At 54.2% G+C, this 23,324-nt stretch carries 16 protein-coding genes and 1 riboswitch; of the genes, 8 read left to right on the top strand and 8 right to left on the bottom strand.

Features of this window, described 5'->3' with window-relative positions; translation table 11 throughout:
* The first annotated feature begins 513 nt into the window (after positions 1-513).
* The 5 genes from R70331_RS29050 (at position 514) to R70331_RS31765 (ending at position 7,526) form a co-directional block, all read left to right on the top strand.
* Positions 514-1,938: an ABC transporter substrate-binding protein gene (locus R70331_RS29050; protein WP_042183445.1), complete on the top strand. Its 1,425-nt coding sequence runs from the start codon at positions 514-516 to the stop codon at positions 1,936-1,938.
* Positions 1,939-2,030: 92 nt separating this feature from the next.
* The gene (locus R70331_RS29045; RefSeq protein ID WP_042181561.1) at positions 2,031-3,146 is read left to right on the top strand and encodes a carbohydrate ABC transporter permease; all 1,116 of its coding nucleotides are present in this window, start codon (positions 2,031-2,033) and stop codon (positions 3,144-3,146) included.
* Positions 3,147-4,238 (top strand): carbohydrate ABC transporter permease, encoded by a 1,092-nt coding sequence (locus R70331_RS29040; RefSeq protein WP_042181560.1) that lies wholly within the window; start codon positions 3,147-3,149, stop codon positions 4,236-4,238.
* A 25-nt stretch (positions 4,239-4,263) separates the two neighbouring features.
* The gene (pgmB, locus tag R70331_RS29035; protein ID WP_156131214.1) at positions 4,264-7,287 is read left to right on the top strand and encodes a beta-phosphoglucomutase; all 3,024 of its coding nucleotides are present in this window, start codon (positions 4,264-4,266) and stop codon (positions 7,285-7,287) included.
* A 26-nt stretch (positions 7,288-7,313) separates the two neighbouring features.
* A complete protein-coding gene (locus R70331_RS31765) occupies positions 7,314-7,526 on the top strand; it encodes a hypothetical protein (RefSeq protein ID WP_156131213.1) in 213 nt (70 codons plus the stop codon).
* Between the two features lie 1,164 nt (positions 7,527-8,690).
* Here the strand turns inward: R70331_RS31765 and R70331_RS31760 are convergent.
* Together R70331_RS31760 and R70331_RS29025 are read right to left on the bottom strand one after the other, a co-directional pair.
* Complete coding sequence (locus R70331_RS31760) at positions 8,691-9,005, bottom strand: hypothetical protein (RefSeq protein WP_052419265.1); 315 nt, start codon at positions 9,003-9,005, stop codon at positions 8,691-8,693.
* 288 nt (positions 9,006-9,293) lie between these two features.
* Entirely contained in the window at positions 9,294-10,271 is a 978-nt protein-coding gene (locus R70331_RS29025) for a LacI family DNA-binding transcriptional regulator (RefSeq protein WP_042181556.1), read from the bottom strand.
* Positions 10,272-10,672: 401 nt separating this feature from the next.
* Between R70331_RS29025 and R70331_RS30835 the strand changes: the two genes are divergently transcribed.
* Positions 10,673-13,627 (top strand): ABC transporter substrate binding protein, encoded by a 2,955-nt coding sequence (locus R70331_RS30835; protein WP_052419264.1) that lies wholly within the window; start codon positions 10,673-10,675, stop codon positions 13,625-13,627.
* Positions 13,628-13,724: 97 nt separating this feature from the next.
* Here R70331_RS30835 and R70331_RS29010 read toward each other — a convergent pair whose 3' ends face one another.
* Both R70331_RS29010 and R70331_RS29005 read right to left on the bottom strand, forming a co-directional pair.
* Complete coding sequence (locus R70331_RS29010; RefSeq protein WP_042181554.1) at positions 13,725-14,117, bottom strand: RidA family protein; 393 nt, start codon at positions 14,115-14,117, stop codon at positions 13,725-13,727.
* A gap of 136 nt (positions 14,118-14,253) precedes the next feature.
* The gene (locus R70331_RS29005) at positions 14,254-14,961 is read right to left on the bottom strand and encodes a Crp/Fnr family transcriptional regulator (protein ID WP_042181552.1); all 708 of its coding nucleotides are present in this window, start codon (positions 14,959-14,961) and stop codon (positions 14,254-14,256) included.
* 154 nt (positions 14,962-15,115) lie between these two features.
* Between R70331_RS29005 and hcp the strand changes: the two genes are divergently transcribed.
* Positions 15,116-16,759, top strand: a complete 1,644-nt coding sequence (gene hcp / locus R70331_RS29000) for a hydroxylamine reductase (RefSeq protein ID WP_042183436.1) — start codon at positions 15,116-15,118, stop codon at positions 16,757-16,759.
* 87 nt (positions 16,760-16,846) lie between these two features.
* Here hcp and R70331_RS28995 read toward each other — a convergent pair whose 3' ends face one another.
* Positions 16,847-17,809, bottom strand: a complete 963-nt coding sequence (locus R70331_RS28995) for an aldo/keto reductase (protein WP_042181550.1) — start codon at positions 17,807-17,809, stop codon at positions 16,847-16,849.
* A 5-nt stretch (positions 17,810-17,814) separates the two neighbouring features.
* Positions 17,815-18,723, bottom strand: a complete 909-nt coding sequence (locus tag R70331_RS28990; RefSeq protein ID WP_042181548.1) for a LysR family transcriptional regulator — start codon at positions 18,721-18,723, stop codon at positions 17,815-17,817.
* 97 nt (positions 18,724-18,820) lie between these two features.
* Here R70331_RS28990 and R70331_RS28985 point away from each other — a divergent pair, with 97 nt between their 5' ends.
* Complete coding sequence (locus R70331_RS28985; protein ID WP_042181545.1) at positions 18,821-19,741, top strand: DMT family transporter; 921 nt, start codon at positions 18,821-18,823, stop codon at positions 19,739-19,741.
* Between the two features lie 60 nt (positions 19,742-19,801).
* Here R70331_RS28985 and R70331_RS28980 read toward each other — a convergent pair whose 3' ends face one another.
* Together R70331_RS28980 and R70331_RS30830 are read right to left on the bottom strand one after the other, a co-directional pair.
* Positions 19,802-21,547 (bottom strand): flagellar assembly protein A, encoded by a 1,746-nt coding sequence (locus R70331_RS28980; protein ID WP_042181543.1) that lies wholly within the window; start codon positions 21,545-21,547, stop codon positions 19,802-19,804.
* 168 nt (positions 21,548-21,715) lie between these two features.
* A riboswitch (cyclic di-GMP riboswitch) is annotated at positions 21,716-21,807 on the bottom strand.
* A gap of 248 nt (positions 21,808-22,055) precedes the next feature.
* On the bottom strand, positions 22,056-23,156 hold the full coding sequence (locus R70331_RS30830) for an FUSC family protein (RefSeq protein WP_052419263.1): 1,101 nt from the start codon (positions 23,154-23,156) through the stop codon (positions 22,056-22,058).
* Positions 23,157-23,324 lie beyond the last annotated feature (168 nt).

Raw genomic sequence — 23,324 nt, 5'->3', positions numbered from 1 at the left:
CAGCGCTGCAATTAATATGTACACGTTGACCTGCCTATCTCCACAATAGTATGAAAAGCTTTTCAAAAGCCTGGCCTGTTATTACCGTTATAGCTGTTAAAAGAAAGCTGATCCCCGGTTTCACCTAACTTATCCCAAACTTTGGCCTGACTCTGAGCTTGTTACACAAGGAGAGCTTCTCCTTATTTCCTCCAAACCGCGTATACTTTTGCTTCAAAACAAAAAAAAGGACACGAGAACTAAAAGAATATAATTGGAAACGCATACATTTTGTGTTAATCTAGAAATGTAAGCGTTACAATTGGATGGCTGGAATATACGGTGCCCTGCAAAGGGCAAAGAGCAGCGAATAGAACAGCCGGCACGGACTTCATTTAAGAAAGCCTTAAACCAGTTCAAACAGTTCTGAAAACCTTTGCAAGGAGGTGGATCAGCAGCCGGACGACGAAGATTCCGGGGAAGTTGGAGCATAATGCAATCTCTAAATATGATTATAAGGGGATGTATGTACAAATGAAGAAAACTCCAGGACGTAAGCTGTCGCTTGCGATGGTGCTGTGTTTATCGTTCACGATGATGCTGAGCGGCTGCGGCGGAAATAACAGCAATAATGCGGCGCCGACTAAAAGTCCCGCTGCAACGGAAGCGCCGGCTGCTGATAACAACAAAGATACGACAAATAATACAGATTCTGCAGCACCCGGATCTCCGCTTGAGCTAGCGATGAAGGGCGAATACAAAGGAACCAAGGTCACCATGTTTGGACCGTTCGTGGATGCCGACCAGGTGAAATTTGAGAGCAGCATCAAAGAGTTTGAAGAGAAAACCGGAATTGATATCCAGTATGAGGGCTCTAAGGAATTCGAAGCGACCATAAATATCCGTGTTGACGGCGGCAATGCGCCGGATATTGCGGACTTCCCGCAGCCGGGCCTGCTTGCTTCTATTGCCAAGACCGGTAAGGTCGTTGACCTGACTGGTGTACTGGATCAGGAGAAGCTCAAGGGCAATTACAATCAGAGCTGGCTGGATATGTCCACAATGGATGGCAAAGACGGCAAAATTATGGCTGGTATCTGGAACCGGAGTAATGTGAAGAGTCTCGTCTGGTATCCGAAAAAGCAGTTTGACGATGCAGGCTATATAATTCCGCAGACATGGGATGAGCTGATGGCCCTCACTGAGCAGATTGCCAAGGACGGAGATCCCGCCTGGGCTATCGGGATTGAGAGTGGTGCAGCAACAGGCTGGCCGGCAACGGACTGGGTAGAAAATATTATGCTGCGTACAACATCGCCTGAGAACTATGACAAATGGGTCAGCGGTGAGCTGCCTTTTACCTCTCCTGAAGTAAAAAATGCTATTGAGGTCATGTCCAAGATTTGGCTTAACGAGGACTATGTCTACGGCGGGACTAAATCCATTGTAACAACCGCATTTGGTGATGCGCCGAAGCCGATGTTCGATAACCCGCCAAAAGCCTGGTTCAACCTGATCGGCAACTTTATCACCAGCTTCTTCCCGGAAACGGCCAAGGTGGATGAGGATTATGACTGGTTCTACCTGCCGCCGATTGATGAGCAGTACGGCAAGCCTGTACTTGTAGCAGGTGATATCTATGCCATGTTCAACGACCGTCCGGAAGTGCGCGCTGTTATGGAATTCTTCACTACCGGTGAATCCATTAAGTCCTGGGTGCAGTCAGGCGGGGTGGTTGCTCCTATGAATGATGCATCGCTTGACTGGTATCAATCAGAATCTGACCGCCGGATGGCGCAGCTGGTGCAGGAAGCCTCAACCCTGCGGTTTGACGGCTCCGACCTCATGCCGGGCAAGGTCGGTGCAGGTACGTTCTGGAAAGGCATGACGGATTATGTGAGCGGCACAGCTACACTGGATCAGGCACTGGAGCAGATTCAGTCGGGCTGGAATAACTAGGGCAGGTACAGCAGAAATGTTATGAACGATGAAGAGGCAGACAGCAGCGCATTGCAGCCTGCCTCTTTTTCTTCTTATTAGGAGGAGCTAATATGGATGCACAATTAAAAGCAAAGCCAGGCGTTACAAGTACGCAGGCCAAGCAAAAAATCAGTGTCAGGGCAGTGTTGTTATCACTGGGTGTGCTGCTGGCTAACATTGTGGTGAACGGGCTGATCTTCCTCTTTTTCCGGGATTCCACGCTTAACCCGCTGTTTACTGCTGTGCTGGCTGTGCTGTGGGGCGTGCTTGGCGTTTATCTGATCTATTACACCCTGACCTGGGCGGCTGAGCAATATCCGGATCACATCCGCAGGAGGGTGCTGCCGTTTATTTTCGTCGGACCGGCGGTGCTGATTCTTGGCTGGCTGCTGATTCTGCCTGCGCTGCGGACGCTGTACCTGAGCTTTTTTAATGCCTCCTCGGAAAAGTTTGTCGGCTTTGGCAATTACGCTGCCATCTTCAGTGACCGGCTGATGGCTACCGCGCTGCGCAATAACCTGCTGTGGGTATTCGTCGGAACGCTGGCCTGTGTGTGCCTGGGGCTGCTTATTGCCATTCTGGCCGACCGCAGCAGCTACGAAAAAATCGCCAAATCCATCATTTTTATGCCTATGGCTATTTCCTTCGTGGCCGCAGGCGTTATCTGGAAGTTTGTCTATTATTATCAGCCGGGCGATGAGCAGATTGGACTGCTGAATGCGATGGTCACCTTTTTTGGCGGCGAACCGCAGGCGTGGACGAGTATGCTGCAGCCCTGGAACAACTTTTTCCTCATTCTCATCCTGATCTGGATGCAGACGGGGTTTGCGATGGTTATTTTCTCGGCGGCGATCAAGGGGGTTCCCGATGATATTCTGGAGGCCGCACGCGTTGACGGTGCCGGTGAGATCAAGATTTTCTTCGGCATTATGATACCGTTCATATCTGCAACGATTCTTACAGTTACCACTACCATTATTGTCTTTACCTTGAAAATATTTGACGTCGTCATGGTGATGACGGGAGGTCAATACGATACAGAGGTTGTTGCGACACAGTTCTACCGGCAGTTCTTTATGTACCGGAATTTCGGGTACGGCTCGACGCTGGCCATTGTGCTCCTGATCGCAGTACTGCCTGTTATTCTGATTAATTTACGCCAGTTCCGAAAGCAGGGGGGATTCTAAATGGTCGGCAAAAAGAAAAGAAAAGGCGGTAAAACGCTCGTTAATATCGTCCTTGGCGTGATCTGCTTCCTCTGGCTGCTTCCGACACTGGGGCTGTTTATCTCTTCCTTCCGCCCGGCGGCGGATATTCTGCAGACCGGCTGGTGGAAGGTATTTCCCCATCAGGAATGGACTGCCGGCGAGACGCTGCAGCTGTCCAAGGATGTAGACCTGCGCGCTCCCATTGAGGTAAACGGCAAGACCTACAGCGATGATGAGCTAAAAGCGGGCGTGAAGGCAGATGACAGCCGCCTGATCTGGGAGAACCGCAGAGCACGCACGGTGAACGTGCAGGAGCAGGGCTGGAAGACGACCCCTGAGCTGACCCTTGATAATTACAATAATGTCCTGTCCGGCAAGGAGTATAAGCTCAAGGAAGCCGACGGCAGTGAGACAACGCAAAAGGGTACAGGCTTATCCCAGGCTTTCTGGAATACGCTGACGATTGCTGTGCCGGCTACCGTTATTCCGGTGCTGATTGCCTCTTTTGCCGCATATGCATTCGCCTGGCTGCGGTTTCCGGGCCGCAAAACGCTGTTCGTCATCATTATTGCGATGCTGGTCATTCCGATCCAGGTCGCCCTGATTCCCGTACTGAAGGATTACACGGCGCTGGGGCTGAACGGCAGCTATCTCGGAATCTGGCTGGCGCATACCGCCTTCGGCCTGCCGCTGGTTACGTATTTCATGTACAACTTTATCAGCCAGCTGCCCAAGGATCTGTTCGAGTCGGCGTTTATTGACGGTGCCAGCCATTTTACCATCTTCAGCAGGCTGATTCTGCCGCTGTCCGTGCCGGCACTGGCTTCTATCGGTATTTTCCAGTTCCTCTGGGTGTGGAACGATTATCTGGTGTCGCTGATCTTTATCGGCAACCAGCCGTCGGTGCAGGTCATGTCGATGAAAATCGCCGATCTGGTCGGCTCGCGCGGCAACGACTGGCATCTGCTGACTTCGGCCGCCTTTATCTCAATGCTGATGCCGCTGGCGATTTTCTTCCTGCTGCAGAAGTATTTTGTCAGAGGGCTGATGGGCGGCTCCGTGAAAGGCTAACAGCGAATGGAGGAGAAGGACTGTCATGAAGATGAAGCCGTATGAGCATCCGCCTGCACTGTACCCGTACCGGGAATGGAGCCTGGGCGAGGATTCTTATGAGGAGGAGTTTAATCAGCGCAGCGAGAGCGTGTTCGCGCTCGGCAACGGCTATATCGGGATGCGCGGCAACTTCGAGGAGGGCTATCACGGAACGGCCGGCACCACAGTGGCCGGCAATTATCTGAACGGATTCTACGACTCGGAGCCGATTGTATATCCGGAGGGCGCCTACGGGCTGCCTGAAGTGAACCAGTCGATGCTGAATGTGACCGACGCACGGATTATAGGTCTGGAGATTGAAGGGCATGCCTTCCGGCTGGACAGCGGGAGGGTGCACCGCTTCCGGCGGTGGCTGGATATGCAGACCGGCCTGCTGTACCGCGAGGTGGAATGGGAGTCGCCCGCCGGGCAGCGGGTGAAGCTCGCGATCCGGCGGATGGTCTCGCTGCGGCACAAGCATCTGGCCGCGGTTGATTACGCCGTGACGGCGCTGAACTTCGCCGGCACGCTGCAGTTTGTCTCGGCGCTGGACGGGGAGATCCGCCGGCCTCTGGCCAGCGCTGATCCTCGGCTCGGCTCCGGCGGCGCCGAGCCGAGCCTGCTGCTGGAGGACAGCGGCTATGATGAGGCCGCTGGGATGTTGTGGCTGCGGCAACGGACGCGGCACACGCGGTTTGCGCTGATGACGGCTGCAAGCCACAGGCTGCAGGCGGCGTCTGGCCGCGGGCTGCAGCTGCAGCTGGGCGGCCAGCGCATCTCGGCCGGCTATGCGGCCGAGGTGCAGTGCAGGGAAACCGTTATATTGACCAAATATATAACGTATCACACCTCGAAGGATTATGATGAAGCGGAGCTGCGGGACCGGAGTGCCGATGTGCTGAAGATGGCAGAAGGCTGCGGATTCAACGGACTTGCGGATGAGCAGCGCGCGTATCTTGACCGGTTCTGGGCACATACCGATGTAGAGATCAAGGATGATCCGGCACTCCAGCAGGGTATCCGCTTCAATCTGTTTCAGCTGCTGCAGTCCACCGGCCGGGACGGGGTTACCAACATTGCTGCCAAAGGGCTAACCGGCGAGGGGTACGAGGGGCATTATTTCTGGGATACGGAAATGTACATGCTGCCGTTCTTCACCTACACCCAGCCGGAGATTGCCCGGAAGCTGCTGGAATTCCGCTATGCCACGCTGGATAAGGCCCGGGAGCAGGCCGGGCTGCTGTCTCAGAAAGGAGCGCTGTATCCATGGCGCACCATTGACGGAAGCGAGAACTCGGCTTATTTCCCGGCGGGTACGGCCCAGGCGCATATAAATGCCGATATTGCCTACGGAATTAAGCAGTATGTACAGGCAACAGGGGATCTGGAGTTCCTGGTCAGCCAGGGGGCAGAAATCCTGTTCGAAACCTCGCGCTTCTGGGCAGACCTGGGGTACTTTAATCCGGCACGCGGCGGAGCCTTTTGTATTAACGGAATCACGGGACCGGATGAGTATACGGCGATTGTTAACAATAATACCTATACAAATCTGCTGGTCCAGGATCAGCTCAGTTATGCTTATGAGACAGTCCTTCTGCTCCAGCAGGAGTATCCGGCGGATTACGAGCGGCTCCGCCTGGCTATCGGTCTGACTGACGGAGAGGCGGAATTGTGGAAGAAAGCCGCCGACCGGATGTTCATCCCGTTTGATGAGGAGCTGGGCATCTATGCTCAGGATGATACCTTCCTGAGTAAGCGGAAATGGGATTTTGAGCATACACCAGCAGATAAATACCCGCTGCTGCTGCATTTTCATCCGCTGGTGATCTACCGCCATCAGGTACTGAAGCAGGCGGATCTCGTCATGGCCATGTTCCTGCTTGGAGACAAGTTCCGTCAGGTCGATAAAATCCGCAACTATCAGTACTATGAGCCGCTCACAACTCACGATTCTTCCTTATCGCCCTGCATACACAGTATAATTTCGGCTGAGATCGGCGACCTGGCTGGGGCTTACGGCTACTTCGACCGTACGGTGCGGATGGATCTGGATGATATTAACCGCAACGCCAAGGACGGGCTGCATATGGCTGCAATGGCCGGGTCCTGGATGTCGATTGTGAACGGGTTCGGCGGCTTGCGTCAGGCTCACGGTATGCTGTGCTTTGATCCGGCACTGCCGGAGCAGTGGCAGAGCTTTCGCTTCAAGGTTACCGCCCGCGGCCAACTGCTCGACGTCTGCATCAGCAGCGAAGCGGCGGTTTATACGCTGCTGGAAGGAACCGGACTGCAGATCAGGCACCGCGGCCAGCCTGTGCTGCTGCATCCGCAGCAGCCGGTAAGCCTGGCGCTGGCCCGGCAGCTGGAGGCTGTGATCTTCGATCTGGACGGCGTTATCACAGATACCGCCGGGCTTCATTATCAGGCCTGGCAGGCGCTGGCCGGTGAGCTGGGCATCCCGTTCAGCCGGGCGGTGAACGAACGGCTGAAGGACCTCAGCCATATGGATGCGCTGGATATTATACTGGAGGACAGCCCGCTCAGGCTGACTCATACTGAGCGGCTGGCGCTGGCGGAGAAAAAAGATGCCGGCTACAGGCAATTGCTTGAGCAGCTGACACCGGCAGAGCTTCTGCCGGGAATCCCGGAGCTGCTGGATTCCCTTGCGCAGCAGGGCATCGCCTGCGGGCTGGCTTCGGCCAGCCTGAATGCGCCGCTGCTGCTGCAGCGGCTTGGTATCGGCCGGCGGTTCCAGGCCATCGCCGATCCGGCGGCGCTGCAGAAGGGCAAGCCCGATGCGGAGATTTTCCTCACCGCAGCAGAGCTGCTTGGAGTCCCGCCGCAGGGCTGCATCGGCATAGAGGCTGCGGCGGCAGGCATCGCCTCCATCAAATCCGCCGGCATGCTGGCCGTCGGCATCGGCTGCCGGGAGCAGCTTGCCGCAGCTGATCTGCTGCTGCCTTCCACCGCAGAGCTGACAGCAGAGAAGCTGCTGGAGCTGTTCGGAGGGAAGGCCAGGAGGAAATAGCAGGTGGAACTCATTGCAGTACGGTATTGAGTAGCGGTAACAGAAACAGTGACAGTGATAGAAAGAGAAAGAGAAAGAGAAAGAGAAAGAGAAAGAGAAAGAGAAAGAGAAAGAGAAAGAGTGCAGCAGCAGCAGTAACAGTAACAGTAACAGTAACAGTAACAGTAACAGTAACAGTAACAGTAACAGTGACAGTAATAGTAATAGTAATAGTAATAGTAATAGTACACCCTGTTTAAGTTGAACGGGTAAAGCTTAGAGGGAGAGTGGAGGAAAAGAGAGTGAGTGAGTGAGTGAGTGAGTGCGTAAGGGATTGAGAAGGTAAGAAGGTAAGAAGGTAAGAAGGTAAGAAGGTAAGAAGGTAAGAAGGTAAGAAGGTAAGAAGGTAAGAGAGCAAGAGAGTAAGAGAGTAAGAGAGTAAGAGAGTAAGAGAGTAAGAGAGTAAGAGAGTAAGAGAGTAAGAGAGTAAGAGAGTAAGAGAGTAAGAGAGTAAGAGAGTAAGAGAGCAAGAGTAAGAGTAAGAAAGCAAGGAAGTAAGGAAGTAAGGAAGTAAGGGATGATTAAAGGAGTAATAGAGTAAGGGAGCAGGATAGCAAGAGAGTAAGAAGGTAAGAGAGCAAGAGCAAGAGAGCAAGAGAAGCGAGGTGTAGCTTTATGGGGACTCCGGGAACAGTAGCATCCGCCTGCAAGCTTTTTGCCGACAACCTCGCTGCGGAAGCATGGGCTGTCCGCAGATTTTAACTGCTAACTGTAGTCGCAAGCAGGGAAATCTGCAGAAAGTGGTACCGAAAGCCCCGGTCTGCGCTGGTGTCGCGGGCAATCCCATATCTATAAAGTCCAGCTTATATAGTGTATAGCTAAGAATCCCTTTTTACCTGCTAGAGTGGGTGCAGAGGGATTTCTTGTTTTCTGCCGGATTAATTATACGAGTGTTGGACCTTGAAATAGCTGCCAGTGCCGGAGTCTGATTGGTAGGGATTTATAATGGGAACGGCTGGCTCTATTCTTCTGTAATACTGCGGAAGCACCGCCAACGCCCCGCCCGTCCGGAATTTAGATGGAAATTCGCCACCTAAAACCGGCATTTCCGGGCGTATATCAGGTTTAGTTGGATTTTCGCCATTTATTTTGACGCCAATTCCCTTTTGATAAGGGGATGTTAGGTATTAGTTGGACATTTTCCATTTAATCGTTAAATCTTGGGGAAGTCTGGACAATTAGGTTGCGAAAATCCACTTAATTGCCCGGCGAGATTATCATTTTAACTAAAGTGTAGGCGTCGGTGGACATATCGCGGAGAAATTTAAAAGCACAGCTATTAAGGCAACCACTCCTAATTATTAGGAGTGGTTGCCTGGTGTACGACTAAAGATCGTATGCTGTCGAAATAAATAGCAACGTGTCTAATACTCGGTTACTTCTGCTCTAAAGTGCCGTTCCCGTGAGCTGCTGGAACGGATACGCGGCCCATTCAAGCATAGCATTTGATCGATAACGGGCATTATCAGCAACATATCTGCCCTGCCATCATCGAAGCCCCGCCACCACCAACACCCCTCAGTTACCAACGTCCCGCGGCCAACACGCCCGCCGCCAACACGCCCGCCGCCAACACGTCCGCCGCCAACACGTCCGCCGCCATCACGCCCGCCGCCAACACGCCCGCCGCCAACACGTCCGCCGCCAACACGTCCCGCGTCCAACACGCCCGCCGCCATCACGCCCGCATCCATCACGTCCCGCGTCCAACACGCCCGCCGCCAACACGTCCGCCGCCATCACGTCCCGCGTCCATCACGCCCGCCGCCATCACGCCCGCATCCATCACGTCCCGCGTCCAACACGCCCGCCGCCAACACGTCCGCCGCCAACACGCCCGCCGCCAACACGTCCGCTGCCAACACGTCCAGCGTCCATCACGCCCGCCGCCATCACGTCCCGCGGCCATCAAGCCCGTCGCCACCGCCCCGCCGCCAACAACACCTAACCCGGGCTCCACTTGTCCCTCAGGTCGTCTCTCCTGTCTCCAGCTCGACCGGAAGCACGTATTGTGCCGAGACCGGAGCGCCGTGCACCTGGCGGAGGATCAGATCGACGGCCAGCTTGCCCATAGCTTCGATCGGCTGGCGGATGGTGCTGAGCGCAGGCCCGAGCATGCTGCGCAGGGCGATGCCGTCATAGCCGACTATCCGCACATCCTCCGGCACCCGCCGGCCATGCTCCCGGCAGGCCTTGAGCGCATAGGCGGCGATGATATCGCTGCCGGCAAAGATGCCGTCCGTGCCGGGCTGCTCGCGGAACAGCTGCGCGAGCAGCCGCTCGTAGGCCTCGACATCGAAGCTGTTGTCATCCGTATGCAGCAGGGCATACGGGATATGCTGCGCCTGCGCCGTAGCGGCAAACGCCTCAAAGCGGAGACCGGACAAAATGTTCAGTCCGGGATGTCCGCCGATATGGGCCAGCTGCCGGCAGCCCTTTTCAATCAAGAGCCGGGTTGCCAGCACGCCGCCCTGATAGTTATCGGAGCAGACGTAAGGGATAGCGGGCGAAATCTGCCGGTCAAAGCTGACCAGAGGCAGATTCATCTGCTGATAGGCCTCTACCTCCAGCGTGTGGCTGCCCATAATGATCCCGTCCACCCGGCTGGCGCGCAGCATATCGATATACTCCAGCTCCTTCTGCTTATCCTGCTGTGAGTTGCATAGCAGCAGCTTGCAGCCGCTATGATAGGCATGCTCCTCAATATAGCCGGTAAGCTCCCCGAAAAAAGGGTGTGCCACGCTGGGGATAATCAGTCCGATAATATTGGACCTGGAACGGCTGAGTGAGCGGGCCAGCTCATTGGGGCGGTAATTCAGCTCGTCCATGGCCTGAAGTACCTTTTTCTTCAGTTCCTCGCTTAAATATCCCCTGTTGTTCAGCACCCGGGAGACGGTGGTGACCGAGACGCCTGCTTTTAGTGCAACGTCTTTAATTGTCGGCATGGTAAGCCTCCTGTCTGAGCGGTTCTTAGCAGCTTCATTTTATCGTGCTGCCGGGGCTGGTGTCTATTTACGGGGCGCTTTACTGCACTGTTTATTCCTATTATTGGCAGTCTGCCGATCATCCCGTTTATTGGATGTATTCTGGTTATATATATCTGGCTATTTACGCTATTCTTTATTTCAAAAATTAGTGTTTCACCCTATAATTAAATACAAGAAACTCACCGTTACCGCACAATTGATTCACTCCCATAAGCCTATACATAAGCAGCATGTCCCGAACTGAGCGGCATTTAACATTTTCCCGAATGAAAGAGGATGGGGGAAGGGGTTTACCCGAATGAGTTATTGTCGAAGCCTTCCGTTTTTTAACTTTGAGATGGATGAATGGGAGTGTAAACATGGACGTAAGACATATCAATCTCAAGGTATTTAAATGGCTCGTGCTGCTGTTTTTGCTCTGCGGAGTGTTCAGCCAGCCTGCACCGGCAAGTGCAGAAGAGCTGCCGCCGCCCAATGTGCTGGTGCTGCATTCCTATCACAAAGGGTTCGCCTGGACGGACGAGCAGGGAGCCGGGATTGAGCAGACGCTTAAGAGTGCACCCGGACAACCGCTGATCTACAGTGAGTATATGGACTGGAAGCGTTACCCCGGCGAAGACAATCTCAAGCACTTCTATCAGACCATCAAGCTGAAGTATCAGTCCGTTCATATTGATGCGGTTATGACTACGGATGATGCTGCGCTGAGCTTCGCGCTGAAGTACCGCGGGGAGATTCTGGACAATGCGCCGATCATCTTCAGCGGCATTAATGAGCTGGGGGTGGAGAGTCTGGGCGATCCCGGCAATATTACCGGTGTCATTGAAAAAATCAATCCCCTCAAAACGATCCAGATGGCGCAGGAGATTAATCCTTTTATTAAAAATGTCTACATCTTATATGATAATACGGAAAGCGGCCTGTCCACCGGAACAATGGTCAAGGATCAGCTTTCGGCACTGAACCCCGCGCTGCAGCTGCATCCTATGAACCGCCTCTCCAAACAGGAAATTCTCGATCAGGTGTCGGATCTTTCATCTGACAGTATTGTGCTTATGACTACATACTACAGCGATTCGACAGGGCGTACAGTTGAGTTTGACCGTTTTTCCGGCGAGCTGGGTGAGAGCAGCAGTGTCCCGGTATACCATATCTATGATTTCGGCCTGAATCACGGCGCCTTCGGCGGAAGCCTGATCAGCGGCATGATCCAGGGGCAGACAGCAGCCGGACTGGCTGTAAGAATTCTGGAAGGTGAAAAGGCGGATGATATTCCGGTTGTTGATAACAGCAGTGTCCGCGATGTTTTTGATTACAATGAACTGCAAAGATTCGGAGTCTCTGTCAAAAAACTGCCGGAGGGCAGCGAGGTTATTAATACGCCGTTTTCTTTTTACGAAACGTATAAGGTGCTTGTGCTGAGTATTATTTCGGCATTTGCTGTGCTGGTGTCCTTTATTCTGATCCTGCTGTTCTATGTACAGCTTGTGAAGAAGATCCGCAGCAATCTGGAGAAAAGCAATGAGCGCTTCGCGGTGGCGACCTACGGCTCAGATGCGGTAATCTGGGATGTCGATATGTCGAGTATGACCTATTACTTCTCGGACAGCTGGTATGAGCTGCTTGGATACGAACGGGATGAAGTGAACGAGGCCCAAGGCGGATGGATGGAGCTGATCCACCCTGAGGATGCCGGTGAGGAGAGCCGCCAGCGCGCTAATCATCTGGAAGGCCGCACCTCCTATTACTATAGTGAATTCAGGATTCGGAGCAAATCAGGGGAGTACAAATGGTTCCAGGCCCGGGGCAAGGTTCTGCGGAGTTCCGGCGGCGGCTTTGTCCGGTTTGCCGGCTCCATGGTTGATGTGACGGACCGCAAGGGCTATGAGAGCAAGCTGCAGATGAGTTATCAGGAGCTGGAATCCACCTATGAGGAGCTTACTGCGCTGCAGGATGAGCTGCTGGAGCAGTATAACAAGGTGGTGGAGAACCAGTCGCTGCTGCAGAACAGTGAGGAGAAGTACCGGCTGCTGGCCTATAATGATGTGCTTAGCGGTCTCCCGAACCGCCTGTCGCTGGCAGAAGCACTGGAGCAGTTCATTAAAGAGCATGCGGGCGGGCACGCGGCCCTGTTTTTTCTCGATATAGATAATTTTAAATACATTAATGATACACTGGGGCATACCTTTGGCGACGAGCTGCTTGTAAAAGTAGGCGAACGGCTGCTGAAGCTGGGGGATGGCCGCAGCAGGCATTTCCGGTTCGGCGGAGATGAATTCGTTATCCTGTTCCGGGATAACAGAGGCTTCAGTGAAGTTATTGCCTATGCTGAATCCCTGGTACAGGGCTTCAAGGAACCGTTCGAGCTGCAGGCCAGCATCGTCCATATCTCTACCAGTATCGGGATCGCCCAATATCCCGAGAACGGGGGGAATGCGGAAGAGCTGCTGAAGAACGCCGATATAGCGATGTATAAGGCAAAGGAAGCGGGAAAAGGAACCTATGTCGTCTACGGGCGGGATATGCAGCAGCATTTCGACGAGCGGATGGTCATCGAAACACATCTGCGCAGCGCGATCTCCAATCAGGAGCTGTCGCTGCATTATCAGCCGCTGGTAGACACGGCTTCCGGCGAGATCTGGGGTTTTGAGGCGCTGATCCGCTGGAACAGTCCGGTGCTTGGCTTTGTATCACCGCTGTCATTCATCAAAATTGCCGAGGACTGCCGGCTGATTGTCCCGATCGGTGAATGGGTGCTCCGGACGGCCTGCCGGTTCATTAAAGACTTGAATGCAAAGAGTCGCGGAAGCTATCATATCTCCGTAAATATTTCTGTAATTCAGCTGATGCTGGAGGATTTCACGGATATGGTGCTGGATATTCTGCAGGAGACCGGACTGCCGCCGGAATACCTGGAGCTGGAGATTACGGAGTCGATTTTCATGGAGTCTTTCGAGAAGATCAGCTCGAAGCTGGAGGCATTGAAGGCAAAGGGAATCGGCATCGCCTTGGATGATTTCGGGACAGGCTATTCCTCCCTCAGCTATCTGAAGCAGCTGCCGATTACAACACTCAAAATCGACAAATCGTTCATCGACAGCATTGATACCCCTAACAACATGTCGCTGGCCCGTTCGATTGTCACTATCGGGCACGATATGGGGCTGGGCGTCACCGCTGAAGGGGTGGAGACGCCGGAACAGCTCGCTTTTCTGGAGCGGACCCGCTGTGACAAGATCCAGGGCTACTTCATCAGCAAGCCGATCCCGCAGCAGGATGTGGCAGAATGGGTGAAGGAGAGACGGGCGGGCTAACTTCATTAGATTAGACAGCAAGGCTGCCGGCTCTTGTACAGAGACGGCAGCCTTGTGTGCTTACATATAGTTCAGAGCGCTGCTTAAGGAGACGGCTCTACAGGGATTGCGGGATAACCGCCTCTGCTTCAATCTCGATCAGCAGCTGCGGATCAATCAGCGCCTTAACCTCAACCATGGTGGCAACCGGCTGAATATCACGGAAAAATTCGCCGTGTGCCCTGCCGTATTCCTCCCATTGTGAGATGTCTGTAACATACATTCTTGTCCGGACTACGTGATTCATGCCGGAGCCAAGATCTTTCAGCGCCTGTTCAATCGTCTGCAGAATGAATTTGGCCTGTTCATACGGATTGCCTGCAAAGACAACCTCCCCGTTCTGCATAGCGGTTGTGCCGGCTACCTCAATCCGGTCCCCGATTCTTAGCGCCCGGCAGTAGCCGACGGATGATTCCCAGGGTGAGCCTGTAAATACCTGCTTGCGTTCCATTCCTCTACTTCCCCCGCTTTCTTGTTCACATTCGCTCTTGTGGAGATCCTTGCGCAGCGCTTCAATCATTCGCGGCTCATGCCTGCGGATAGCGTCCTTCAGGCATGGTGTATCCCTCTATACGCATATCAAACGGTTATTTATCCTGGCCGGCAGCCTGGCTGTCAGTACGGATATAGTCATGCATCGCCTTGCGGTCCAGCAGTGTAATGCGGCTGCCTTTGAACTGTATCCAGCCTGTATCGCGCAGATACCCCATTTCGCGGGAGAGCGACGGCCGGGCTGTGTTCAGATGCTCGGCCCACTCCTTGCGGCTGAACGGCAGGCGGATCAGGTCCGAGCCCTGCTGCACCGCCTGCTCCAGCAGAAAATGAATCATCCGCCGCCGCAAGGGACCTGCGGACAGCATTTCGATTTTGCGGTTAACGAGCACCAGCCGTTCGGACAGATTTTCAATAAAACGGGTTAGGATGTCCGTATCGGCAGAGAAGAGCCTCAGCAGCTCCTGCTTGCTGATAAACATGACCAGGCAGGGGCCGGTAGCCGTGACGGTGGCCGGAACGAGATTCTCCTTGCGGAACAGCACGGCTTCACCAATGGTCTGTCCCGCACTCAGATGTGCAATGGTCACACCGCTGCCGGTTGGATGGGTTTTCTGTACCTCCACCCTCCCCGAGAGGATAATGCCGATCCGGTCTGCAGTATCCCCTTCAGAGAAGATCAGCATATTTTTCTGGTAGGAAGCTACCGTATAGATCATTTTGTGCAGGAGGAGCTCCAATTCTTCCGCGGACTTGCCCCGGAACAGCAGACAGGACTGCAGGACGGCAGTATCAGGTGTCATTGGCTTCCTCCACATTTAAATTTAATCGGTAACATCCGTTACCGATTGTATGGCGAAAGTCTACTACAATATTCAGTAACTGTAAAGGCGGGACGAACGGTGCCCTGCCAGCGAGACAATACTAATATTGAGGAGTGAACGCCAAGTGAGCAGCATGTTTTGTTTTCAATGTCAGGAAGCGGCGAAAGGAACAGGTTGTACCATTCAGGGGGTGTGCGGCAAGACCAGTGAGGTAGCCAATCTTCAGGACCTGCTGATTTATACGCTTAAAGGAATCTCCATCTTCGCACGCAAAGGCCGGGAGCTTGGCATGACCGACTCCGTTACCGATAAATTCATTATAGAGAGCCTGTTTGCAACAATAACGAATGCGAATTTTGTACCCGAAGCCTTTACATCCAGAGTACGGACGGGGCTTCAATTGCGTGACCAGTGGAGCAGCCGGCTGAAGCAGGCCGGGGCGGCAGCGGAGTTTGCTGATCATGATGCGGCAGTATGGAACGCTGAAACCGATGAAGAGCTGATTGCCAAGTCGGAGACGGTAGGTGTTTTGGCAACGGAAAATGAAGATGTACGATCCCTGCGGGAGCTGCTGACTTACGGGCTGAAGGGGATGGCGGCTTATATGGAGCATGCAGCAGTGCTGGGCTTCGGTGATGCCGGCTCGCATGCTTTTATGGAAAAAGGCCTGGCCGCGACACTGGATGACAGTCTGAGTGCAGGTGAGCTTACAGCCCTGGTTCTGGAATGCGGCAAATTCGGTGTGGATGTCATGGCTCTGCTTGATCAGGCCAATACAACCACATACGGCAATCCTGAAATTACCAAGGTTAACATTGGCGTAGGCCGTAATCCGGGAATCCTGATCAGCGGGCATGACCTGAAGGATATGGAGGAGCTGCTGAAGCAGACAGAAGGCACCGGGGTGGACGTGTATACACACAGCGAAATGCTGCCGGCCCACTATTATCCGGCTTTCAAGAAGTACAGCCATTTTGTCGGCAACTACGGCAACGCCTGGTGGAAGCAGAACGAGGAATTCGCCAGCTTCAATGGTCCGATTCTGATGACTACGAACTGCATCGTACCGCCTAAGGACAGCTATAAAGACCGTCTGTATACGACAGGCAATACCGGCTTCCCGGGTGTACAGCATGTACCTTCCGGTGAAGACGGCAAGAAGGACTTCTCGGCGATTATCGCCCAGGCCAAGGGCTGTACTGCTCCGACAGAGATTGAAACCGGCGAGATTGTCGGCGGCTTTGCTCATGCTGCGGTGATGAATGTGGCGGATCAGGTGGTTGAAGCGGTGCAGACCGGGGCGATCAAGCAGTTCTTCGTCATGGCAGGCTGTGACGGGCGGATGAAGAGCCGTAATTACTACACAGACTTTGCTTCCGAGCTGCCGCGAGATACCGTTATTCTTACTGCAGGCTGTGCGAAGTATAAATATAACAAGCTTGATCTCGGCGCGATCGGCGGAATTCCGCGTGTGCTCGACGCCGGCCAGTGCAATGACTCCTATTCCCTTGTGGTTATCGCCCTCAAGCTGAAGGAAGTATTCGGCCTGGATGATATCAACGACCTGCCGATTGCCTACAACATTGCCTGGTATGAGCAAAAGGCGGTAATCGTGCTGCTGGCCCTGCTGCATCTGGGTGTGAAGAACATCCATCTCGGACCTACACTGCCGGCCTTCCTGTCGCCTAACGTGGCTAAGGTGCTGGTCGACAACTTCGGTATCGGCGGTATTACAACGGTTCAGGAGGATATGGAGCGGTTCATGGCCGTTGTATAATTCATAGTGTAATTATATATAAAAGCCTATAGCAGCCCCGGCCGGAATCCGGCGGAGCGGAGCTATAGGCTTTTTTGGTGTCTGCTCTTACGGCAGACGGTAGAATGCAAATGGCTCGCCGCTGCGGAACGGACGGCTGGCTTCGTCCAGACGCTCCAGTATCTGCTTGTCCAGCCCCAAAGCGGCGCTGTGCAAATTCTGCTCAACCTGCTCCGGCCGCGTGGCGCCTACAATGACTGTGGATACAGCCGGCTGGTGCATCATCCAGGCTAGGGACAGGGCAGTAGGGGAGGTGCCGAGCTCGTCAGCTATCCGGCTAATCTCATTGCCCAGCCCGATCCGCTCGGGAGTGAGGAAACGGCTGAAGTTCGGATCGGTCTCTGCGCGCGAACCGGCCGGAGCCCCGCCGCTGTATTTACCGGTCAGAATTCCGCCGGCAAGCGGGAAATACGGGATGATGCCCAGTCCCTGGTCCAGACAGAGCGGCAGCAGCTCGTTCTCCGGTGTGCGGTCAGCCAGCGAATAGCTGCACTGGATCGAGGTGTACTTCATATAGCCCCGCGCCTCGCTGATTCCGAGCGCCTTCATCAGCTCCCAGGCAGCATAGTTGGAAGCGCCGATATAGCGGACCTTACCTGAGGAGACCATATCATCAAGCGTGCGCAGTGTCTCATCAAGCGGAGTATAAGGATCGAAGGTGTGAATCTGGTACAGATCCACATGATCCGTCTTCAAGCGGCGAAGGCTGCCTTCCAGCTCCGTCATCAGATGCCGGCGCGAGGAGCCGCGGCTTCCGTCAGCCCGCGGCAATCCTGCCTTGGTGGCCAGCACCGCATCCTGCCGTCTGCCTTCCAGGGCCAGTCCGATAATCCGCTCTGACTCGGTCCCGGCATAAATATTGGCAGTGTCTATGAAGCTGATGCCCTGATCCAGGGCAGTATGGATAATCCCGATTGAAGTTTTTTCATCGGCCCGCTTGCCGAATGCATTGGTTCCAAGGCCGAGGGCGGATACCTGCAGCCCGCTGTCGCCCAAACGGTTGAATTTCATGACAGTCACTCCTCTGAATGGTTTATTAACGGATTCAGCCCGCCGTCTTCCGCAAACAGCTTCAAGGCAGTATCAATCAGCAGCCTGACGGCAATCGAAGCCTCCTCCAGTGAATGGACGGCAATGTGCACATCGCGGTGGGCATCCGGAGAGAGCTCACGGATGATCACATTTCCGGGTGGTGCAAGCAGTGACAGCTCCGAGAGCACACCGACAGCCAGCCCCTCCTTGATCATGTTCAGCGCCGTACTGTAGCTGTTCACCACGTACTTTACGTTGAGCTCGCTGTCGGCACGCCTGAACAAATCAATCACCGGGGGCTCATAGCCGGCCCGGCAGATCATCATCGGCTCCTGCTCCAGATCCTTTACATGGACAATGCTGCTGTGACCCAGGGGATGGCCTTCAGGCAGCACGGCATAGAGCTTCTCCCGGAACAGCGGAATCGTCTCAAGCTCCTCCAGTGGCGGAATAATCAGTCCGGCATCAATCTGGCGGGTCTCCAGCCACTCCTTCACCTCGGCTACCGAGCCTTCATGGACAGAAATGTCTATACCGGGATACCTGTCCGTAATGGAACGGATGATCTTTGGTACAAAGTAAGCAGCAGCAACCGGAAAGGCGCCGATCCTGATAAGGCCCTTCTCCAGCCCCTTTTCTGCTGAGACCTCCTGCTCTACTTTGTTGAACCCGCCAAGAATTTCCCGGAAAATAATCAGTACACGCTTGCCCACCTCGGTAAGCATTAGCCCGCTGCGGCGGTCACGCAGCAGCAGCTTGACGTCAAGCTCGGCCTCCAGGGCGGAAATGGCCCGGCTGACCGCCGGCTGGGTCATGTTCAGCTCCAGTCCGGCTTTGGTGAAGCTGCCAGTCTCAGCAATTTTGACAAATAAAAGAATCTGATTATTGTTCATAACAAATATGGTATGCCCCTCATGATTATAATGCATTTCAATTATGAATACGGATATTGTATCATTTGGATTGAATAAGAAACAAGAGGTGAACACAATGTCGCAACGCAATAAAACGGTCATACTGCTTACTTTCCTGGTGATCGTCTGGGGCATCAACTGGCCGCTGTCCAAAATCGCCTTAACCTACGCGCCCCCGCTGCTGTTCGCCGGTATCCGTACCGTAATTGCCGGGATCATCCTGATTATAGCCGCACTGCCAAGATGGAGGCAGCTTGATTTCCGGCGGCTGTGGCCCGTCTATCTGGCTTCAGCTGTGCTCAGCATTGTCTTTTATTACGGATTCCAGACCATTGGCCTGCAATATGTTCCCTCCGGCCTGTTCTCGGCCATAGTCTTTCTGCAGCCTGTGCTGCTGGGCATCTTCGCCTGGATCTGGCTGGGTGAGAGCATGTACGGGCTGAAAATATTCGGCCTGCTGCTTGGCTTCTCCGGGGTAGCAGCGCTTAGCATCGGCGGATTTACCGGCAGCATCTCGGCAGCCGGAGTACTGCTGGCACTGGCCAGCGCACTGTGCTGGGCCCTCGGCACCGTGTATATGAAGCGGAATGCGGCGCGGGTGGATATGCTGTGGCTGACTGCCATGCAGATTATGATCGGGGGCCTGATCCTGCTGGCTGCCGGATCGGTTACAGAGAGCTGGGCGGCAATTACCTGGAGCAGAGCCTTTATTGTGAATACACTGTTTATCGCTGTATTCGTTATCGCACTCGGCTGGATGGTGTACTTTAAACTCATTAATGAAGGAGAGGCGGGAAAGGTAGGCTCGTATACTTTTCTGATTCCGCTGATATCAATCGGCTCAAGCGTGCTGATCCTGCATGAGCATGTTACGCTCAACCTGATTGCGGGTCTGCTGCTTATCGTCAGCAGCATTATCCTGGTGAATGTGAAGCTGGGGCGAAGCAGGAGGGAGCATCCGGGCGGCGGAGGAAAGCTGCGCCGGAGCGCGGGATGACCTGATAGACAAGAGCCTGCAGTCTGCTCCCGGAGCAGTCTGCAGGCTCTTGTCTGTTCATTAAGCCTGATTTCTTAACCGCAGGCTCTGGGCGGTAAATACGGTCTCCCCCGCCGGAGTATCAATCTCAGCGCTGTAGCCGCCGATATGGATGCTGGTGCCTGAGATTTGCCGGACGGAGATTTTATGCCCTGCTGTCAGCAGCGTTCTTTGTCCTGTTGCCGGTCCGGCCTGCTGTAATACAATGGATTGCCCCGCCTCGGCCGTGGAGCCGCTGCATACCGAATCTGCAGGAATAAAGCGGATATTACCCGCTGCCCGCAGGGTGGTGTTAACAGTGCCTTCCCCGTGAATATGCAGGTCGCCTCCCGACTGGAGCAGGCTGTCCTCTGCCCCGGCAATATCAATCCGCACATTTCCCTCGTGCATATGAAATACTCCGTCCCTGAGCTCCTCCAGCAGATCCAGGAATGTGCCGACTACATCATCGTTAATGAATTCCGTGAACTGTCCGGGGTGCAGAAAAATCTCCAGCATATGCTTCAGCTGCCTTGTATCCATAGGTGCAGCCGGATCGTCTCCGGCAAGTAGCTCCTGCAGTCCGCGCAGCATGCCGGGGATGTGGATGAATTTACCTTCGAGCAGGTGCAGCACGACCAGCCCGTATTTCACCGGCTGTTGGCGGGAGCGAAGATTGCTCTCCAGCAGCCGGGCGGCATTCCGTAGCAGGCTCAGTTCCTCTATCAGCTGTCCGGGGCACTTATACAGCCGGTGCTGTCTTGCCCCGCATTCACCGCTGTAAATGTGGCTGTCTGTAGCCCTGCCGCGGATGACTACACTGCCGGTGGCTGCAATCACAGCATGGCGGACGTCACCGGAGATGTATACGTTCCCTATTGCTTCTATAGTGTAATACTCCCCGATTCCCTGAGGTGCTATGATATCCCCTGCGAAAATAAGAGTACCTTCGGCAGCAGCCATATGATCCGGCAAGACGCAGGCTTCCGGAAAATCAATACGCATAGCCGGGGTATCCCAGCCCGTAAACCGCGGCCGGCCTTCACGCTGTGCGACAATCTCCCCGTTCGGCAGCAGCCGGCAGCAGCCGGAGTATGTAAGAGATATATCCTCCGGCCGCGGAGCCGGCAAAATGCCGCCGAACACATCGTACCCGGGCAATCCCTCTTCCGGGGGCAGCTTGCGGGCCAATATCTCCCCTGTCCGGACCCGGAAAGGTCTCATTCCGGAAGAGTCCGCTGCAGACTGTGGACCGGATGCTCCGCTTGTGCTGAACGCTTCTGTTAAAGACAGCCTTGCCTCCGGCTCAAGCCGCCCTTTTTTGCCCGGGAGCGGAGCCTTGCCTACAGCAATACAGACCGGCTGATAGGTCGGATTATTCAGCTCTGCGTACAGGGCCGGAATGTTTAGATTCGGGATGAAGGAGCTCTTAGACAGGTCGGCTACAATCTGGTTCACAGTCAGCTTCGAGAGCAGCAGATCATAGTTCGGCTCTGCCCGGACACATACCTTGGCCGAAGCGGGACAATTGACCAGCTTCCAGGCATACTTCTCTACACGGTAGAGCGTAAAATAGGCGCTGAGCCCGTCTTCGGAAACGGTAATCTGGTACTGCGGCTTCTCGCTGATTTCCCAGCTCAGCTGGTCAGATGAAGTAATGGCGGCGGGCTCTGTTGCTCTGGTCCGGTTAATTCTGAGGACGACGGGGTGAATGGCAGAGATGACGGCAGCTTTGCCGCCGGGTAAAGGGGGAGTAATAAAGATCTGGTCATTCTGCACGATAATCATTCCATTCTTCTCCTCATGCCCGGCAGATCCGATTGGCGGTATGAAGGGGAGAGTAGAAGAAAGAGAATGAACGGCACTGAAGACAGGCATGGCGCTGAACGCATGCCGTGGCTGATCAAGAGTGTGATGCGGCATTGTTTATAACCTCGCTTTTTTCGATTATCAGAAACCGGCAGCCTGGCAGCCATAAATGCCGAATGCGCATGATTAGGCCCATTGCTTTGCGTCCTGCCCTTTCGGACAGTTTGCCTTTATACATGAGACGAAGATAAACATTCAGCATGAGGTCATTTATTCGACCGTGATCGACAATAAAGAATTCTTAACTGGTACTATAGTACTGGATTTTAGTGGTTGCTGCAAATAATCCTTATTTTAATACTTGTGCAGCAAGTTTTCAACTGTGATTTTATCTAAAAAATCGCAGCCGTAGTAGGGTGCGATAGCCGGCAGTGGGGCTTAATCTCCAACTCGCACACCGGGACTACAAAAAAAGACTCTCCCAAGCTTACAGCTTGTGGGAGAGTCCTTTGTTAACAAGAGGGATACTGCGGGCAGCTTCGCTTCTTGCCGGCAGGGCTGCAGCAGAAACTGCTGCGTAACCGGCTTGCTCGATAACATCAAGCACACGGTTCAGATGGGAGAACACGGCGCCGAGATCGCGGATGGCTGTGAGCGGACAGTGCCCCTGCAGCTCAGCGAACCAGGAGAGCTGCAGCTCGCGGGCGTGACGCGCAGACTCCGTAAGCGGACGTCCGGCTTCTGCTTTCGACAGCGTCCTGGCACCGTAAAGGGCAATACAGTCAGCGGTTGCTGCCATGACCTCATTCATCCGGTCAGAGGCGGCATAGTGCGCAGGCAGCAGGGATAGCTCCTCCGCGATCTCCTGGACATAGAAGTGAACCTTCTGCAGATGCGCCGTAGCCTGAGCCAGTCCGTGCATTTCTTTACGGCAAGGATAATGTGACAGCGTGTACAGCAGCTCCTTCTGCAGGCTGCTGCTCTTCGCCAGCAGAGCGGAGGAGCGCTTCAGGGTGCTGCGGGCCGGTTCCCCGGCTTTGCCGCCTGCGGCAAGTCCGCTTAGGGAATCAGCCAGCAGCAGGCTCCCTTCAAGAGCCAGACCCTTCACCTTATCGAAGCCCTTCGGCGGAACAATAATCATATTAATCAAGAGGGCAATCAGTACGCCGATCAGCGTCTCTGCGAGTCTCCATACAACATAATGATCATGGTAAAAGGTAAGCGCGAGCACCGACGTTACCCCGACCTGGGAAACGGCCTGAACATTAATCCGGCAGGCGGTGGCAACTCCGATGCCGATCAGCAGGATCAGCAGAAGCGAGACGATGCCTATGTCCAGGAAGCGGCCTACGATCAGGCTGACCGCTCCGCCAAGCACAATGCCGAGCAGCCGGTAGCAGCCCTTTTCAAGTGAGGCTTTAACGGTGCCCTGTGTAATGAGAATGGCCGCAAGCGGTGCAAAGTATAAATACTGGTCGCCGTAAAGGCCGTGTACAGCCAGCCAGGACAGTGAAGCGGCCAGCGTAATCCGTATCATATAAAGGGATAATCCAAATTTCTCAAGGCGGTCTTGTAACCCCTCGTTCATGTTTGTCATCTTCTTTCGTAAAAGGAGGAATTTACAGGCTGTTTTCAGCCGTTTTCATTATAGCACTTCAAAACGGGCGTGCAGGGGCCATATTTTACGAACTTGTTAAGAATCCGCCGGAGTTTTTACATTGTACGTTATCGCATATAGGGGATTGATCCGATATGC

The sequence above is a fragment of the Paenibacillus sp. FSL R7-0331 genome (assembly GCF_000758645.1).
In the GTDB taxonomy this organism is placed as follows: domain Bacteria; phylum Bacillota; class Bacilli; order Paenibacillales; family Paenibacillaceae; genus Paenibacillus_AQ; species Paenibacillus_AQ camerounensis.
The sequence above is the reverse complement of the archived record's forward strand: the minus strand, read 5'-3'. Positions and strand labels throughout refer to the sequence as shown.